The 17,277-nt window shown below is 57.6% G+C and carries 14 protein-coding genes and 1 pseudogene; 9 read left to right on the plus strand and 6 right to left on the minus strand.

What is annotated here, in order from left to right; translation table 11 throughout:
* Nucleotides 1–50: 50 nt before the first annotated feature.
* From SH661x_RS00420 to SH661x_RS00440, 5 genes are all read right to left on the minus strand, one after another.
* Nucleotides 51–953 carry a YncE family protein gene (locus tag SH661x_RS00420; protein WP_437226928.1) on the minus strand — a complete coding sequence of 301 codons (903 nt, stop codon included), beginning with the start codon at nucleotides 951–953 and terminating at the stop codon, nucleotides 51–53.
* A 95-nt stretch (nucleotides 954–1,048) separates the two neighbouring features.
* On the minus strand, nucleotides 1,049–2,674 hold the full coding sequence (locus tag SH661x_RS00425; protein WP_437226930.1) for a S41 family peptidase: 1,626 nt from the start codon (nucleotides 2,672–2,674) through the stop codon (nucleotides 1,049–1,051).
* A 538-nt stretch (nucleotides 2,675–3,212) separates the two neighbouring features.
* Entirely contained in the window at nucleotides 3,213–4,532 is a 1,320-nt protein-coding gene (locus SH661x_RS00430) for a DEAD/DEAH box helicase (protein WP_437226932.1), read from the minus strand.
* Nucleotides 4,533–5,133: 601 nt separating this feature from the next.
* Nucleotides 5,134–5,892, minus strand: a complete 759-nt coding sequence (locus tag SH661x_RS00435) for a hypothetical protein (RefSeq protein ID WP_437226934.1) — start codon at nucleotides 5,890–5,892, stop codon at nucleotides 5,134–5,136.
* A gap of 136 nt (nucleotides 5,893–6,028) precedes the next feature.
* Nucleotides 6,029–7,834: an ABC-F family ATP-binding cassette domain-containing protein gene (locus tag SH661x_RS00440; protein ID WP_437231156.1), complete on the minus strand. Its 1,806-nt coding sequence runs from the start codon at nucleotides 7,832–7,834 to the stop codon at nucleotides 6,029–6,031.
* A gap of 390 nt (nucleotides 7,835–8,224) precedes the next feature.
* Between SH661x_RS00440 and SH661x_RS00445 the strand changes: the two genes are divergently transcribed.
* The 9 genes and pseudogenes from SH661x_RS00445 to SH661x_RS00485 all read left to right on the plus strand — a co-directional run bounded on the left by SH661x_RS00445 (nucleotide 8,225) and on the right by SH661x_RS00485 (nucleotide 15,889).
* The gene (locus tag SH661x_RS00445) at nucleotides 8,225–9,253 is read left to right on the plus strand and encodes an acyl-CoA desaturase (RefSeq protein ID WP_437226936.1); all 1,029 of its coding nucleotides are present in this window, start codon (nucleotides 8,225–8,227) and stop codon (nucleotides 9,251–9,253) included.
* Between the two features lie 333 nt (nucleotides 9,254–9,586).
* Entirely contained in the window at nucleotides 9,587–9,988 is a 402-nt protein-coding gene (locus SH661x_RS00450) for a YciI family protein (protein ID WP_437226938.1), read from the plus strand.
* A 118-nt stretch (nucleotides 9,989–10,106) separates the two neighbouring features.
* Nucleotides 10,107–10,592, plus strand: coding sequence for a DUF1579 domain-containing protein (locus SH661x_RS00455; protein WP_437226940.1), 486 nt, complete (start codon nucleotides 10,107–10,109; stop codon nucleotides 10,590–10,592).
* A gap of 24 nt (nucleotides 10,593–10,616) precedes the next feature.
* On the plus strand, nucleotides 10,617–10,970 hold the full coding sequence (locus SH661x_RS00460) for a YciI family protein (protein WP_437226942.1): 354 nt from the start codon (nucleotides 10,617–10,619) through the stop codon (nucleotides 10,968–10,970).
* A gap of 78 nt (nucleotides 10,971–11,048) precedes the next feature.
* Nucleotides 11,049–11,476, plus strand: a pseudogene (locus tag SH661x_RS00465) (YciI family protein).
* A gap of 39 nt (nucleotides 11,477–11,515) precedes the next feature.
* Nucleotides 11,516–11,998, plus strand: coding sequence for a GyrI-like domain-containing protein (locus SH661x_RS00470; RefSeq protein WP_437226944.1), 483 nt, complete (start codon nucleotides 11,516–11,518; stop codon nucleotides 11,996–11,998).
* Between the two features lie 28 nt (nucleotides 11,999–12,026).
* Nucleotides 12,027–12,431: a VOC family protein gene (locus SH661x_RS00475; protein WP_437226946.1), complete on the plus strand. Its 405-nt coding sequence runs from the start codon at nucleotides 12,027–12,029 to the stop codon at nucleotides 12,429–12,431.
* A 98-nt stretch (nucleotides 12,432–12,529) separates the two neighbouring features.
* Nucleotides 12,530–13,399 (plus strand): formate dehydrogenase accessory sulfurtransferase FdhD, encoded by an 870-nt coding sequence (fdhD, locus tag SH661x_RS00480; RefSeq protein WP_437226948.1) that lies wholly within the window; start codon nucleotides 12,530–12,532, stop codon nucleotides 13,397–13,399.
* Between the two features lie 90 nt (nucleotides 13,400–13,489).
* Entirely contained in the window at nucleotides 13,490–15,889 is a 2,400-nt protein-coding gene (locus tag SH661x_RS00485; protein WP_437226950.1) for an FdhF/YdeP family oxidoreductase, read from the plus strand.
* A gap of 32 nt (nucleotides 15,890–15,921) precedes the next feature.
* On the opposite strand, the gene hisS is transcribed toward SH661x_RS00485, so the two are convergent.
* The gene (gene hisS, locus SH661x_RS00490; RefSeq protein ID WP_437226952.1) at nucleotides 15,922–17,250 is read right to left on the minus strand and encodes a histidine--tRNA ligase; all 1,329 of its coding nucleotides are present in this window, start codon (nucleotides 17,248–17,250) and stop codon (nucleotides 15,922–15,924) included.
* Nucleotides 17,251–17,277: the final 27 nt, after the last annotated feature.

Genomic DNA, 17,277 nt, shown 5'->3' on the forward strand with positions numbered 1-17,277 from the left:
ACTGCCCGGGACCGGTCGCCGGGATCAGTCATCCGTTTTGCTTGTTGCCCTCAGACTGGCCAGTCGAGGCGGTAAATACCCTGTCGAGCCATTCCGCAGATCGCCCAGGCCCCGAACGGATCGCAGATCAGATCAGCGATGTCGTCGTCCACCTGCGTGCTCCAGAGCATCTCTCCGCCTGCATTCAACCAGTACAGGGATCGCTCGATCGTCGCTGCCACCAGTCGACCGGGTTCGTAACTGGCATCAATGCGATGAACCGTCCCCTCGAGGACATAAGATCCCACAGCAGCTCCGTCACCATCAAAGGTCTGGATCCCGTGACCGAAGCTCGCCAGATAAAGCAGATCGCCGTCTCCCGTCAGACAGAGTCGTCCGACATTGGACCAGTTTGTCTGCTGCCAGATCGGAGCGCCGGCCAGATTGAAACAGCAGATCAGGCCGTGTTCGGCTGCTCCAAAGAGAATCGCTTCACTCGTGCAGAACCGGAGAAAGGCCAGAGGGCGTAGCGTTTCAAACTGGGCGATGCGGCGTTTGCGTTCGTTGTAGATCAGGGTCGTCCCGTTGGCGAGCGAGACAGCCAGATGATTCCCGTAAGGAGAAACCGCCACGCTCAGACAGACGTCAGGAAGATTGATCTTCTGAATGACCTGCAGATCACGCCCCAGTCGCAATACGACATCGTCTCCGACGATCGCCGCGCCGCGGGACCCGTCATCACTCCAGCTCAGCCCGACAATTGAGTCCGGCAGGTCCGCGACGGCGACCACCTTTCCGAAAGGATCAATCCGCGTGATCTGCTGAGAATCGCTCGCTGCAAACAGATCGCCTGCTTCGCGGCTGTAGGCCAGGCTCGTGAGTGTCCCGGAAACGGGGACATGCCATTTCACGTCCGGTCCACTTCCGCCGGGAGGAAGCCAGGCGGGAATCCGTTCCGGAGGTGAATGGGCCATGGCAGTCATTTCAGAGCTGGATCAATGAAAAAACTCGTGAACCGGAAAGTCCGATTCACGAGTGGATGATCATATCAGTTCGTGGGAAACGATGCCTAATTCTTTGTGAAATCGAGTCCTTGAATCTGTCGCAGAGCTTCCCGAAGGTCCGGGTCGTTCTCCAGATCGACTTCGCCGAGGACGCGGTTCTCCGGTCCGTTCTGCACAACGACGTCAGGCTGGAGTCCGATCTTTCCCCATGTGTTGCCGCGTGGCGAGTAGAACTTGGCGGTGGTCAGTCGGATGGCTGTGGAGTACCGCGAATCGAAGATCGACTGAACGCTCCACTTCCCGAAGGATGTTCGGCCGACGATGGTTCCTCGCTGATGATCGCGAATCGCACCGGCGACGATCTCGCTGGCACTGGCACTGTTTTCATCAATCAGGAGCACCAGTGGAATGTTCCAGGTCCCCGGACGGTGGGCGGTGTACGTCATGTTCTGATCACTGGCCCGGCCGCGAGTGGAGACGATCACCCCTTCTTCCAGGAACCGGTCCAGCACTTCGATGGCAGCTGTCAGCAGTCCACCCGGATTCTCACGCAGGTCCCAGATCAGCGAACGCATTCCCTGCTTGTTCAGATCGTTGAGGGCCTGATCCATCTCGGCCACGGTGCTCTGCTGGAACCCGGTCATCTGGATGTATCCGATGCCGCGTGTGGAGTCGATAATCTTGTAGACGGGGATGCTGCGAACTTTGACTTCACGCCGGTTGCAGCTGACCTGAAAGGTTGCGGTGTCTTTGCGTGAGACTTCCAGATTCACGCGGGAGCCTGCTTTTCCAGCCAGCAACCCGGCCGCTTCTTCCGTGGAGAAGTTGCGAACGTCTTTGCCGTCGACAGCGGTGATGTAGTCGCCCCGTCGCAAGCCCGCTTCAGCAGCTGGACTTTCCGGAAGGACTTGTGCCAGACTCATTCCCTTGCCCGCTTCGGCGTCCATGACAATCCCGATTCCGACGAACTCCCCTTTGATGTTTCCAAAGAGATCCTGCTTCTTTCCGGGGCTGAGCACGTTGGAGTAGTCATCCAGGCAATTGCAGGCACCGAATACGTATTCCATCACGACGGCACCGTTTTCCAGGCCGACGCTCTGTCGGCAGAGATCGCAGACTTCCGAGACCAGCTGACGGGCGCCCGCCTGACCGGAGACCTGTTTGTTCCAGTACTTTTCGTAGAGATCGCGACGCAGCTTCTGAATCCGCTCGCTGGGAGCACCGAACAGGTTTTCTTCGAGGAATCGATCGTTGCCGAGGGCCAGCCACAGACTCTCCGTCCCGTGTGCGACGATGGAGGTGGTGTTGATCGGATCGACGTAGTACGTCTGCACGTTGTTGAGCACATCGTCATACAGGGCGAGGGCCACGTCGCGAGACATCGGTTTGAGGGTGGTGAGGAACGTCGCGTCCGTGTAACGGCGAGCCACCGAGAACTGGAACTGGGAACGACGCAGCCCGCGGCTGAGCGCCTCCTGATCCGGCCACTGCTTGACCGCTTTCTTGTAGACCGAAACGGCTTCTTTCCAGTTTCGCTGTTCTTCGAACCGGGTTCCGCTGGCCAGTGCCGCCTGTGCGTCGGTCAGTTCCTCAGCAACGAGGACTCCCGCACTCAGGGTACACCACAGTCCAAAACAAATGGCGATTCTGAAGACGTTTCTGAATCGATCCTTGATGGTCGTCAAATCCATTCTGCTCCCCTTCACTGGCAGCTGGTGGACACTTCAAGCCGACCCTCCCTGCAAATAGCTCCCGGACATCGCGGAGCAGACGTCTTCGTCCTGTTGAAGTCGTTGTTTCAACCTACTTCACGATGCCATGGTGGGCAAAAGAGCACAAGCCCCTAACTTGATGAAAAAATGATTCACCGGTCGTTTTTGAGAAAACAAATGCGGTGGAACCGCCTGCGGCCCCTTTACTAAAAAGCGAAGCGGGACCCTTCAGGCAAAACACGCAAGAAATGGCAGAAATTCCTTCGAGAGAACCGGAATATCCCCACCCCCCAACAGCAGCAAATTCACTTCAATCAGCACAGCAAGCAAAACCGATGAAACAGGCTTTTTGACCACTCTGAATGCCCGATTTTCAGGCAGCATGTCGCCAACAGGGATTGGCCCGCCGCCCGACAGCAGGGACAGATGAAATCCCTCCCGTCCAACGAAAACGACCCCGAAAGCGCGAACGCCTTCGGGGTCATCAATACCGCTTTCAAATTGTCGTCAGGTCCGCTTACGCCTGCCGGGCGTAACGCTTCCCACGGCTCCCGTTTCCACCCTGGCCCCGACTGGCAGCACCGCCCGTACCGGAGCCCGAACCACCTGGGCCACGTGAGCGCCGACGCTGGCCGCTACGTTGACCGGATTTTGCTCCCCCTGGGGATTTCCCGCGAGTCTGTCCGGCTCCTGCAGGGAAACGATCCGGAAAATCCGGATGAACCGGGACGGAACGTCGAATCAGCTTCTCGATCGCCCGCAGCTGGCCCCGCTCAGTCGCATCACACAACGTATAGGCGATGCCGCTGGCACCTGCCCGACCGGTGCGACCGATACGATGCACGTAAGACTCCGGTTCGACAGGAAGATCGTAGTTCACGACGTGTGTCAGACCTTCGACATCGAGTCCTCGAGCTGCCAGATCGGTCGCAACCAGGACGTTCAACTTCTCCGATTTGAACATCTCCAGCGTGCGGGTCCGGGCGTTCTGCGACTTGTTGCCGTGGATGGCTTCCGCCTTAATTCCGTGCAGCGACAGCTGACGGGCGAGTCGGTCGGCTCCGCGCTTCGTGCGGGTGAAAATCAACGCCTTCCCGACGGTGGAACCCTGCAAAATGCTGTCGAGCAGCGGGCCCTTGTCCGGCGTGGAAACAAACAGCACCTGCTGTTCGATCAGTTCCACAGTGGAGGACTGGGGTGCCACTTCGACTTTCACAGGGTCAGTCAGTAGGCTCTGTGCGAGTTCCGCCACTTTCCCAGGCAGAGTCGCGGAAAAGAACAGGGAGTGACGTTCTTTGGGGAGCCGGGCAATGATCCGTTTCAGGTCGGGCAGAAAGCCCATGTCCAGCATCCGGTCAGCTTCGTCGAGGACGAAGGTTTTCAGCTGGTCCAGATGAATATACCCCTGATTGATCAGGTCGAGCAGTCGGCCCGGGGTGGCGACCAGCACGTGCACGCCGCGACTCAGCGACTGCACCTGGCGTCCCTGGCCAACCCCGCCGAAGATCACAGTCGTGCGAACTTTCAGGAATCGACCATAGGTCAGAAAACTTTCACCAATCTGCGAAGCGAGTTCGCGCGTCGGAGCGAGAATGAGCACCTGAGGACGGTTGGGAATGGATCGTTGCCGGTCGACACCGAGTCGGTTCAGGATCGGCAGCGCGAATGCAGCGGTTTTTCCGGTTCCGGTCTGGGCACATCCGAGCAGGTCACGGCCGTCGAGCAGATGAGGGATCGACTGAGCCTGAATGGGGGTGGGCGTGGTGTAATCCACTTCAGCCAGTGCCTGATGGATTTCGGGGAGCAGATTCAAATCAGCAAACAAGGTGGGTTTCAAGTCAACACTTTCAAAGACAATCGGAGCATGACGACAGAACATCTCGACACGAGTCGGAGTCCGGGCCAGCTGAACGGTGGAGAACTTCCTGAAGCGAAATAACGCAACGGAAGCGGGCCAGGCGGGTTTCCACGTCAGAATCGACACAGCAGGCTGTGATCGGCTTCTGAGTACGGCGTCTCACCGCGAATGCCCAGCCCTGGGAATCTCGCAATTTGACGTAAACGCCATCATCACCAACATCGACGATGAAATGTGTGCGTTTAGTAATGGGCCGCAAAAATTAGAATTTTCGACAAGCTGCCTCTGATTGAGCTGTCGAAGAGTTCGCGAAATTTCGCGGCGGTTGGGCCATTTCGCGGCAAGAAACGAATGAGCGCTCCAACCGAGTCGAGGCCGAAAGCGGAACAAAACCGAGTTGTTTCCGCTTGCTTGGTCTGCAGAAGTGTATCGGCAGTCTCGAGCTCCGGCAAGGCGGGTTTCCGGCGAGAATTTTCTGGAACACCTCGCGCAGCAGTTTCGAGTCCCCGTTCAAGTGAACTCGCTCCCGATCCACATTCAGTCGACCTGCAATCCGGACGTTAGACTTTCGTCAGCTGATCTACTCGCTTTTGCGATACAACGGATTGGAGTGCAGAGTTAATGGATCGACCTTCAGCATTCCTTCCGGGCCTGTTGTCATCGCCAGAATGCACGAGGCGGAATTTCCTTTCGCCGAATACAGGTCGATTGATGCCACCTCCTGGTCGGGATGCGGAATTTCGATCTCCGTAATGAAGAAATGCAGCTGCCGGGGCGGTTCCGCCTTCCACATTGAGTTGATCCCGGTCCAGACCTGTTGCGATTTTGGATCTCCCAGATCCTCAGGATCGTCGTCGTAGCGGTACCAGTCACGCACGTGGGTCCCGTATTCGAGAACCCGTTCATGGCTGGTCCCGTCGGCATAACGCAAGACAAGGCGCACGACCGGAGCCGCTTCTTCAGACCGATGGAACGTGGCGTGATACAGATACAGCGTCGAGAAATTTCGACCGACCCGAATCCCTTCCAACTGCTCCGGGAAGACCAGCCCGGTCTTCGCGTTCGCGCCTCCCCACAGGCAGATCATTCCCCCAATTTCGAGCGGAATGTTTCCAAGCACCTGATGCCCACGCGGAACGTCCCGCCAGGGGTACGACTGCATCGAGTCGAACTTCGCAGCGGAAGTCTGATAGTAACTCGTCAGATCGATCGGCAGGACCGCTTCTTCGGGCGATTCGGCCCGGACTTCAGAATTGAGGGACATCAGCCCCAGACTGAGCATCAGGCCCAGGACAACGGTCCCCGAAAAGAGTGTCACGTTTCGTTCAAATCGAAACATCGAAGATGCTCCTGATCTCGTGGCCCTGAAAACTGACAACACCGACAATACACCCGCGTCGAACCTGCTGTCCAGTTCGGTGGCCACACCCGAGCATCAAGCGCCGATCAAACGACGCTCCTCCATGAGATTCCCTCTATGATTCCAATTGTTCCAGTTCCGCCTGCAGTTCAATCCAGCGGTCTTCGGAGGCGGTCAGTTCATCACTGACCTTGGCGAATTCTTCATACAGATCGACTGCCCGCTGTGGATCGGTTTCCGTCTCCATCTGGCTGCTGAGTTCTTTTTTCCGCTCATCCAGCCGGGCGATCGCCTTTTCGAGATTCACCTTTTCTTTTCGAACGGTGCGTTCATCCCGTTGAGCCGTTTGAGCGGCAGTCTTCTTGACGCTTTTCGCAGCTGTGGATGGCATGGGTGCTGCGCGGCCCTTGCTGGCTGCCAGTTCGCGTTCACCCTCTTCAATCTCTTTGTTGACCGAGTACAGGTACGCTTCGTAATCCCCGCCGTAATTTCGCGCGTGGCCGTCGCGGACTTCGACAATACACGTAGCGACATTCTTCATGAAATGCCGATCGTGACTGGTGAAGAGCACCGTTCCCTTGTAGTTCAACAGGGCCTGCGTCAGAGACTCGACCGTTTCCACATCGAGATGGTTTCCCGGTTCGTCGAGAACCAGAATGTTGTAAGTTCCGAGCAGAAGACCAGCCATGCACAGACGGGCACGCTCCCCTCCGGAAAGGACAGAGATCTTCTTCTTGGTGTGTCCGCCACGAAACAGGAGTGCCCCCGCTCCGGCCAGCAGTTCCTGCGTTGTCGTGCCGGGTTTGGCGACGTAGTCCAGATATTCGAGCACCGTCTGATTGGGAGGAAGGCTCGTATAGACATGCTGGGCGTAGACCCCGATCTCGCATCCGTAACCCCACTTCACCTCACCGGAAAGTGGTTTGAGGGAATCGACCAGCGTGCGCAGGAGAGTCGTTTTCCCTTGACCGTTGTCTCCCACAATCGCGGCCCGCTGGCCGTGATCGATCTCCAGATTGATCCCCTTGGCAATCACGTGATCGCCATAGCCGATCGAAACCTCCTTGCAGCGGACGGCCGGCCCCTGACGGGGTTCGACCCGCGGAGCTCGCATGTGCGCAGTGGGATCATCACTGGCAATCTCGACGGTCTGCAGTTTCTCGAGCTGCTTCTCTTTAGACTTGGCACGGGTGGCTGTGCTGGCCCGGGCCTTGTTCTTGTCGATGAACTTCTGCAGATGTTTCTGCTTGGCAATGATGGCCTGATTGGCCCGTTCATCGTGTTCGCGCCGATCAGCCTGATACTGCAGGAAGCCTTCAATCGGCCCGGGGTACATCGTCAACTTGCCGCGTGTCAGATCGAGGGTATGCGTGCAGGTCGCTCCGAGGAACGCCCGGTCGTGCGAGACGATCAGACACGCCTGATCGAAATGCTTCAGAAAATGCTCCAGCAGAATCTGCGTTCGCAAGTCGAGGAAGTTGGTCGGTTCGTCCAGCAGCAGGAGTCGCGGTTCATGCAGCAGAAGCGCAGCTAGCTTCACGCGGGTCTGCCATCCCCCGGAAAGCTTGGAGACCGGTCCTTCGAGATAGGCTCCCTTCAGTTCGAACTCGCCCGCGACTTCTCCACACTTCCAGTCGGGTTGACCGGAATCGCGCATCAGGAATTCGAGCGCAGATTCCCCCGGCAGAAACGGATCATGCTGGCGAAGGTATCCGACCTGCAGATTCGAAGCCCGGCTGACTTCTCCGCTGTCGAGCTCTTCTTCCCCCAGCAGCACACGCAGCAGAGTCGATTTTCCCGCCCCGTTCCGCCCGACGAATCCGACTTTGACTCCGTCGTAAAGGGTCACCTCAGCTTCGTCGAGGAGAAGTTGATCGCCGTAACTCTTTACAGCGTCTTTAAGTTGAAGCAGCACTGCCATGACAATTCCAATAATCCAATGTTTCCAGCGGAGGATCGTAAGCGGGGGATGTTTCAAGGTAAAGAGCGAGCCCACCACCGGAATCGCGGACATCTCGCTATGGACCGGACATTCTGCCATTCGAAAGCCCAAAGTCGTGACACCTGCATCGGTTTCGACAATCGATCAGATGCCATCGACTGTGAAACCGGGGAGTCGCCAACGTCCGGCAGAATCAGCTTTTCTTGTGAAGCTGCCAGGAGAAACGTCCGAATTCATCTCGCCCGATGGAAAGAGCACAACTAAGCTGACATTCCCTGCAGCTGAAAATCCGCGCTCTCCACGCAGGGAAGGTTCGCACCCGTCTTTCGGACAGGGTGCAACATCACGGATCCAGGAAGTATTCACGAGATGCACGCTCCCCTCGACTCGATCCGTTCCGTCAGCCCGCAAACGCTGAGACCTGCGGAGGTGCGTGATGTCACCATGGTCGAACCCGCTCCGCACGAGCGTACGTCCCAGCCCCCTCCGGCACCGCTGATCCACACGATTGGTGTGACCATCGGGATCGTCCTTCCGTTCGCTGGGCTGATCGCAGCCATGGTGATCAGCTGGCGCAGAGGCTGGCTCGACTGGACTCAACTGGCGATTCTGTTCGTCGGCCAGTTGCTGACAGCTCTGGGGCTGACGCTGGGGTATCACCGGCTGCTGACCCATCGTTCCTTCTCGACCTATCGGTGGGTTCGCGCCTTCTGGATGATGATGGGGGCGCTCGCGCTGCAGAAGTCTCCCGTGGAATGGTGTGCTGCCCATCGCAAACATCACGCCCTCAGTGACAAGCCGGGCGATCCCCATTCGCCTCATGATCATCCTCCGGGATTCATGAATTTCCTGCGAGGGTTCTGGCATGCACATGTCGGCTGGATTTTGACCGGACACATTATCTCGACCGACCACGTGCGGTATGTCCCCGATCTACTGGCAGACCCTGTGGCGATGGCGATTCATCGCACCTGGGAAATTGTCTGGTTCCCGTTGACGTTCATCATCCCCACACTGGTGGCATGGGGGATCACCGGGACAGCGGATGGCGCTTTGCTGGGATTTCTCTGGGGAGGATGTGTCCGGGTCTTTCTGGTTCAGCACATCACATTTTCGGTCAACTCCATCTGCCATCTGTTCGGTCGTCGTGACTACCACTCGAACGATGAATCCCGAAACAACTTTGTGTGCGGAATTCTGAGCGCCGGGGAAGGCTTTCACAACAATCACCATGCGTTCCCGACATCCGCACGACACGGGCTGGAGTGGTGGCAACCGGACTTGACCTGGTACGTCATTCGCCTGATGGAAATGACCGGTCTGGCCTGGGATGTGAAGCTTCCTGCTCCGGAGCTCCTGGAGAGCAAACGACTTCTTCCCGAGAAATCGCCGCGTTAGACCAGTTTGGTCTATCAGGTGCAGGTGATTCAGGATTTCCTCCGCATGCAAGCCCATATTATCGCCTGCGGAACGTGACAGTCCTTTTGGAAAACTGCGATAGAAGGATACGATTTTTTTGAGAATGCTCGCACCCGTAGAGTGCGAGATACAGTCTCCGCACTCTCCGGGTGCGGGAAATCAGCGAACTTTGTCAGAGCCCGTGCCGATTGGTCATCTGACGTTGCGATTTCGAGTATTTTGAAAAAACCGAAATTCCTCTGTCGATTTGCCCCGATTTCATCGACTACTTCAGGAAGTCACTGATGTTTCGCCTGCTGAATCGAGGAACCGATGAAATTCATCTGTCTGGGATTTCTGGATGAGACCGCCTGGGACGCGTTCTCTGCTGAAGAACGTGACCAGCTGATCGAGCAGTGCTTTGCCTACGACGATGAACTCCGGCGTGGAGGACATTTTCTGGGGGGCGAAGCCCTTCAGCATTCCCGCGAAGGTGCCACGGTGAGAATGCAGAACGGCAAGGTGAGCGTGACCGACGGACCCTTCGCTGAGATCAAAGAACATCTGGGAGGGATCCTCTTCCTGGAAGCCCGGGACCTGAATCACGCGATCCAGCTGATGTCGCTGCATCCCGGGGTCCGGATGGGAGGCTTCGAAATTCGTCCTGCAGACGTCGCGTTCTGTGAACTCGCAGCCGCTCGAAAGTCACGCCTGGAAGGTCAGCTCACTCCCTGACAAACTCGAATCGATTTGGTGAGCCGGAGGTGTCAGCATCCGGACCACTTTCAGATCCGCGAAAAACCGTATCAACATCTCGTAGTCAATTGAATTCAGAACGCAAGGAGAAGATTTCATGTTCGCGAAACCTCAGGAACAACATGCCTGGCTGAACAAACTGGTGGGTGAATGGCGATCAGAAATGGAATGCAGCATGGGACCTGATCAGCCTCCTATGAAGCATACGGGCCGGGAAGTTGTCCGATCACTCGGAGGATTGTGGGTGATCTGCGAGGGAACTGCGGAAATGCCTGAAGGAGGCACAGCGGTCAATATCATGACGCTGGGATTTGATCCTGATCAGGGGCGCTATGTTGGGACATTTGTGGCAAGTGTGATGACATACCTGTGGGTCTACAGCGGCGAGGTGGATTCCACCGGCAACTCACTCATTCTGGACACCGTCGGTCCCAGCTTCAGCGGCAGCGGGACAGCCCAGTACAAGGACAGCATCATCTTCGTGAGCGATGACCACCGCATGCTGACCTCGCAGGCCTTGCAGCCGGACGGCACCTGGATGCAGTTTATGACTGCCAACTACTATCGAGTGAAATCGTCCTGAATGTTCTGACTGGATACGTTAACCATGAAATACATGCTGTTGATTTACTCGGATGAAAAGGCGTGGACGGAGGCGGAACGGCAGAAGTGCTTCGACGAGTCCACCGACTTGACGCATGAACTGCATCGCCAAGGTCAATTCGTGGCCGCCTCTCCCCTGCAACCGGTCGCAACCGCCACCAGCGTGCAGCTGCGAAATGGAAAACGGATGGTGACCGACGGACCGTTCGCGGAAACCCGCGAACAGCTGGGAGGCTATTTCATCGTCGACGCTCCGGACCTGAATGCAGCGATCGACATTGCCAGCCGGATCCCCGCTGCCCGGAAGGGAACCGTCGAAATCCGTCCGGTACTGGAGCTGAGCGGACTTCCCACGTGAAGATCCTGTCACGCTTCCCGCTGCTCTTCGATCGTTCCTTTTCAATTTATTGTTATTGCACCACTTCAGGAGTGAAACATGAGAGTCATGGTCCTCGTCAAAGCGAGTCCGGAATCGGAAGCGGGCAAGATGCCGAGTGAAGAGCTGATGACCGCGATGGGAAACTTCAATGAAGAACTCGTGAACGCCGGCATCATGCTCGCGGGCGAGGGCTTCACCCCAGTTCCAAAGGAGCTCGCGTGCTCTTCTCAGGCAAGAACCGAACGGTGACGGATGGCCCGTTCACCGAGACCAAAGAACTGGTCGCTGGCTTCTGGATCTGGAAAGTGAAATCGCTGGAAGAGGCGATCGAGTGGGTGAAACGCTGTCCCAATCCCATGGAGAGTGATTCCGAAATCGAAATCCGGCCCATCTACGAGATGGAGGATTTCGGCGAAGCCTTCACGCCGGAGTTGCGTGAACAGGAAGAACGACTGATTGAAGCCACCAAAAAGCTCCAACACTGATTCCCCTGTCCCCTGTCCCCTGACCCCTGCTTCCTGTCCATGAACTCACCAAGCATCGCCCTGGCTGCCCCCCGTTTCGAAGACGGAAATCACATGCTCCTGGCTGGCCTTAACGGTCGGTTCAATGAGCAGACGCGTCATGAGATCGGCAGCCTGTGGTGGAAATTCGCGCCATACATTGGCAAGGTTCCCAACCAGACGGGGGGCTCCGCTTACGGTGTCTGCTGGAGAACTCATCCGGACTGCAGCTTCGACTACCTGTGCGGCGTCGAGATTACGACAGACGAAGGCCTCCCGGCAGACTTCATCACGGTGGACCTGAAGCCTCAGCGGTATGCGGTCTTCACTCACTCCGAACACGCCCAGCGGCTTCCGGAAACATTTGAAGCAATTTATCAGCGATGGCTCCCTCAATCCGGTTTTCAGCCCGCAGCTGCCCCCGTCTTTGAGCGCTATACGGAAGAATACAACCCCGAAACCGGCATGGGCGGCACCGAAGTCTGGTTGCCGCTCCAAGCCTGACCGTGTCCCCTGACCCCTGGCGCCAACCATGCCCACTCAAATTTTCGTCAACCTCCCGGTCAAAGATCTGAATCGATCCGTGAAGTTCTTCACGCAGCTGGGTTATACGTTCAATCCGCAATTCACGGACGAAACGGCAACCTGTATGATCATTGGCGAGAACATCTACGCCATGCTGCTCACGGAAGAGAGATTCAAGCAGTTCACTCCCAAACCGGTGAGCGACGCCCGGAAGTCGACCGAAGTTCTGGTGGCGGTTTCCTGCGAAAGCCGTGAGCACGTCAAGGAACTGATGGAGAAGGCCATGGCTGCGGGCGCAGGGCACGTCGCCGATCCACAGGATTATGGATTCATGTATCAGCACAGCTACGAAGACCTCGATGGCCACATCTGGGAACTGTTCCACATGGACATGAACGCAATCCCATCCTGAAGGGGGCTGCCCCTCGACAGTGTTGGCCCCGCCGGGCAATCTGGTATCCTGAGAATCCGGTCGATCGCTCCTGTTCGACCAGAATCCGGGATGACAGCATGAGTTCCCCTGCCGATCTTCCATCTCCCGTCGACCAGCCATTCCGTGCGAAAGAGGTGGAACGAGTCGTCGGAGACAGCTGCATTCCGGCGATGGATCTGCTGGCGGTCGAAGAACCGCTCGAGATCCGCATCACCTATGTCCTGCGCGGCCGCCGCCGACAGCGATCCATCTCCGTGACGATGCGGACTCCGGGAAACGATCGGGAACTGGCAGCGGGGTTTCTCTTCACCGAAGGGATCGTCACTTCGCGTCGGGATATTCTGGCGATCATGCCGTGCCGAAACGGAAACCGGATCCGGGTGCATCTCCGCGACAATGTCGATATCGACCCACGAAAACTGAAACGCAACTTCTACACGACCTCCAGCTGTGGGGTCTGCGGCCAGAGTTCGATCGATGCCATTCGCGTCTGCATGACGCACACTCCGGAGAAGTTTTTCCCGACAGTTCCTGCTTCCGTTATCCCCCAACTTCCAGTGAAGCTGCGTGAAGCTCAGGCGGTCTTCGAGCAGACTGGGGGGCTGCATGCGTGCGCCCTGTTCGACTCCACTGGGAATCTGCTGAGCATCCGGGAAGATGTCGGACGGCATAATGCACTGGACAAGCTCATTGGACATCACCTGCTGGCCAACCGCGTTCCGATTCAGGGTTCGATCCTGCTGGTCAGCAGCCGGGCGAGTTTCGAACTGGTGCAGAAAGCAGCTGTGGCGGGAATTCCGATACTGGCTGCTGTCGGGGCCCCCTCGAGCCTGGCGGTGGAACTGGCACAGGAACAAGGGATGACCTTGCTGGGATTCGTACGTCAAAATCGATTTAATATCTACTGTGGGCGGGAGAGAGTCAGCGGACTGACAGGCAACACCTGACCTGCAATGATCCGACGTTCACATCTGCGAAGCGTTTGAGATTTCTTTCAACTCAGATTCGACTTCAACTTGCCGACAGGAAAGCGGAACATGTCGACACATAACAATTATCGCGCCGAGCCTCAGCCGGACCCGGACGTTCCTGCAGCTCCGCCGGAAGATCATCTGATCCTGACCTCGCATGGAACCATTCATCTCGAAGTTCCGACGCACCCCATTCCACTCAGACAGCACGCACCGGAAAAGAAAGCGACCGGACTGCCGGCTGTCCTGCACAGCTTTCAATTCGCATGGAGCGAAGCAGGACTGGTGCGAGGTACGCTTCCGCTGCTGCAGCTCAATCAGAAAGATGGCTTCGATTGCGCCGGCTGCGCCTGGCCGGATCCGGATGGACATCGTTCTGCATTCGACTTCTGCGAGAACGGCGCGAAGGCCACTGCTCATGAATCGGACCAGCGGCGCATCACCGCGGAGTTCTTCGCACAGCACTCGGTGGAAGAGCTCTCGCGAGAATCCGATTACTGGCTCGAACAGCAAGGTCGCCTGACCCAGCCTGTGCTGCTCCGGGAAGGAGCGACTCACTACGAACCGGTCACATGGGAGGAAGCGTATTCGCTTATCGGGGAAAAGCTCCGCAGCCTGAACAGTCCGCATGAAGCGGTCTTCTACACATCCGGCAAGGCAACGAATGAAGCGGCCTTTGCCTATCAACTCTTCGTCCGTCAGCTCGGGACCAACAACCTGCCCGACTGCTCCAACATGTGCCACGAGTCCAGCGGGGCCGCACTAACCAAGACCTTCGGATTCGGCAAAGGGACCGTCAAACTCGACGACTTCCCCAAGGCCCAGCTGGTCTTGGTGGTCGGCCAGAATCCCGGGACCAATCATCCGCGACAGCTCTCCGCGTTGCAGGCTGCCAAACGAGCTGGGGCGAAGATTATCTCCATCAATCCGCTGCCCGAAGCGGGACTGCTTTCGTTCATGAATCCACAGGAACCCCTTGGTCTTCTGGGAGTCGGCACGAAGCTGACGGACCTGTTCCTGCAGGTCCGCATCAATGGCGACATCCCCCTCTTCAAGGGCTTCCTCAAATACCTCGTCGAAGCTGACGACCGCGAACGTGGGTCGGCGATCAACTGGGACTACATCAATCAGCATACGACCGGCGTGGAGGAACTGCTCGCAGACGTTCGGGCAGCGAACTGGGATGATCTGGTACAAGGCTCCGGCATTCCGCGTGAGCAGATCGAAACCGCTGCCGAGTGGATTCGCACGAACGATCGGATCATCCTCTGCTGGTGTCTGGGAGTCACCCAGCACAACAACGGCACCCAGACGGTTCAGGAGATGATGAACCTGCTGATGCTGCGAGGGGCGATCGCGAAGCCGGGAGCGGGCCCCTGCTGTGTGCGAGGTCATTCCAACGTGCAGGGCGACCGGACCATGGGGGTTTGGGAACGTCCGACTCCGGCGTTCCTGGATCGAATGAAAGACGCCTTCAACTTCGAACCGCCACGCGAGCCCGGCTACGACGCTCAGGAAGCGGTGATGGCGATGCACGAAAACAAGGTTCGGGTTTTCGTTTCGCTCGGCGGAAACTTTCTGATGGCACTCTCGGACACACGCTTCACAGCCCGCGCGTTGCGTAATGTGGATCTCATGGTCCGCATCGGAACCAAGTTGAACCGGGCTGATCTGGTGGTGGGTGGTCAGTCGCTGATCCTCCCCTGCCTGGGTCGAACCGAGGTGGATGTCCGCCCGGCCGTCAATGGTCAGCCAGCGCGTGAGCAGTTCACCAGCACGGAAAACTCCATGGGTGTGGTGCAATGGTCGCGCGGGCGATTCGCTCCCGCTTCAGACGAACTGCGGGGCGAGGTGGAAATCATCTGCCGGATGGCACACGCCACGCTGCGGGATCGCACGACGGTCGACTGGCTGGCCTGGGCCAACGACTACGATCTTGTTCGCGACGGAGTCTCGAAAGCGATCCCCGGTTTTGAAAACTACAACCACGACGTCCGTCAGCCGGGGGGCTTTTATCTCCCCAATCCTCCCCGCGAAAACGTTTATCCGACTCCCACAGGCAAAGCGACGTTCACCGTCAATCCGCTCCCGCAACTGGAGCTGGAAGCGGATCAGCTGGCGATGACCACCATCCGCAGCCACGACCAGTTCAACACCACGATTTACGGCCTGCATGATCGATATCGCGGTCTGCACTACGAACGCCGGGTCGTCATGATGAACATCGAAGACATCCGGCGAAGAGGACTCAAACCGAAGCAGAAAGTGGACGTCACCAGCCACTACGCGGGTCAGGAGCGGACGGTGAAAAGCTTCGTTGTCGTCGAGTATCCGATTCCTGTCGGAAACGCAGCGATGTACTACCCGGAAGCAAATGTGCTGGTGCCGATCGCGAGTACCGATTCCGTCAGCAACTGCCCGTCGTTCAAGAGCACGCCCATTACCGTGAAGCCCGCGGCTGAATAAGTCCGCGGGTCTTCTGTCGTGACCTGACTGGTTTATTGAGACAGGACCCGGTGCAGGTGTGCGGGCAGTTCTGCGTCCGTCACTTCCGACTGTGTCCCGGTCTCAAGGTCTTTGACCGTCCAGACTCCCCGTTCGAACTCCTGCGAACCCGCAATGACAGCGGCGCGGAAGTGTTTGCGGTTCGCGTACTGCAACTGCTTCTGCAGCTTGCGGGCCATCGGGTAAATCTCGGTCGAAATGCCTGATCTTCGCAGCGTCCGGCCCAGGCGCATGTAATCGCCCAGCCGGGTTTCATCGAACATCGTAATGAGGACCTGACCAGTCTGGGTGACCGACTGAATCAGCCCCAGTTCTTCCATTGCTGCCAGCAGGCGATCCAGTCCCAGACTTGCTCCGACCCCGGGGAGTTTCTCTTTGGTGAAGAGCCCCGCCAGATTGTCGTAGCGTCCCCCTGAACAGACGCTGCCGATTCCCGGCAGGTCGGTCAGGAACGTTTCGTAGATCATGCCGGTGTAGTAATCGAGGCCACGGGCGATGGAGACGTCCAGTGCCACCCGATCTTCATTGATCCCTGCAGTCCGGCAGACGGCAAACAGCTCCCGCAACTTGGCGACGCCGTCCATGCCCCGTTCGTTGCCGTCGAGGATGGCTTCGACCTGCGTCAGGATTTCATCCGGTGTTCCGGACAGCGCAGCGAAATCCAGAACCTGAGCAGCGACCGCTACATCGATTCCGACTGTCTGCGTCATCTCTTCAATGACTTTCTCGCGGCCGATCTTGGGGAGTTTGTCGAGCGCTCGAAGGACCCGTGCAGACTGTTCGAGGAGACCGAACTTCTCCAGCACGCCGTTGAGCAGCTGTCGATGATTGACCCGGATGGTGAACCCGGCAAAGCCCAGGGCTTCCATCAGGTCGTGAATGACCAAAAGTGTCTCGATGTCCGACGCGTTCGCTTCCGTCCCGATCGTATCGAAATCGCACTGCATGAACTCGCGGTAACGGCCTTTTTGCGGCTTCTCCGCGCGCCAGACCGTTCCGATGTGATACCGCTTGAAAGGAGTCCCCAGTACGCCGATGTTCTGGGCTGCGAATCGGGCAAACGGCACCGTCAGATCGAATCGCATGGCGACATCACGGTCTCCCTGATCGATGAAGCGGAACAGCTGCTTGTCGGATTCATCTCCCCCCTTGCCCAACAGGATCTCAGCGTATTCCAGAGCTGGGGTATCAATTGGCATGAAGCCGTAGCTGCGATAAACGCGACGGGCAATCTCCATCAGGTGTTCGCGGGCGAGCATCGCCTCCGGCAGGAAGTCGCGAAAGCCTTTGAGAGTCTGTGCTTTGATGAGTTCGTTGGACACGGGTGCAGTTGAGTTATCAGAAGTCAA

The sequence above is a fragment of the Planctomicrobium stercoris genome (assembly GCF_051465655.1).
In the GTDB taxonomy this organism is placed as follows: Bacteria; Planctomycetota; Planctomycetia; order Planctomycetales; family Planctomycetaceae; genus Planctomicrobium.